This is a genomic window from Gilvimarinus sp. 1_MG-2023 (assembly GCF_030548285.1).
Window position 1 is genome coordinate 1 of record NZ_JAUOSC010001131.1, and the last position, 264, is coordinate 264.

Sequence of the window (264 nt, forward strand, 5' to 3'; positions counted from 1 at the left end):
GTATCCTGGTTGCCTGGACGGCAATTGGTGCGGCCTCTTTATGTGGTGCGCCCGGGTATTTTCTGGAAGTGAAGGGTGTCGCCCAATTTGAATGATTTATCAGGAACAGGCTCGATGATCAAAGATGTCTCTGCGTCCGCGTTGATTGCGGGATTTATGGTGGTGCTGGTGTCGTTCTCCGGGCCACTGGCGATTGTATTTCAGGCGGCTGAACAGGCCGGTGTTTCTCATGCGATGATGACTTCCTGGGTGTGGGCCTTGTCG

General features: G+C 54.2%; 1 protein-coding gene. It reads left to right on the plus strand.

Annotated features, from left to right (window positions below):
- Nucleotides 1-114: 114 nt before the first annotated feature.
- Nucleotides 115-264 (plus strand): benzoate/H(+) symporter BenE family transporter (locus Q4563_RS23765; protein WP_442903824.1); only part of this gene is annotated, 150 nt, incomplete at its 3' end.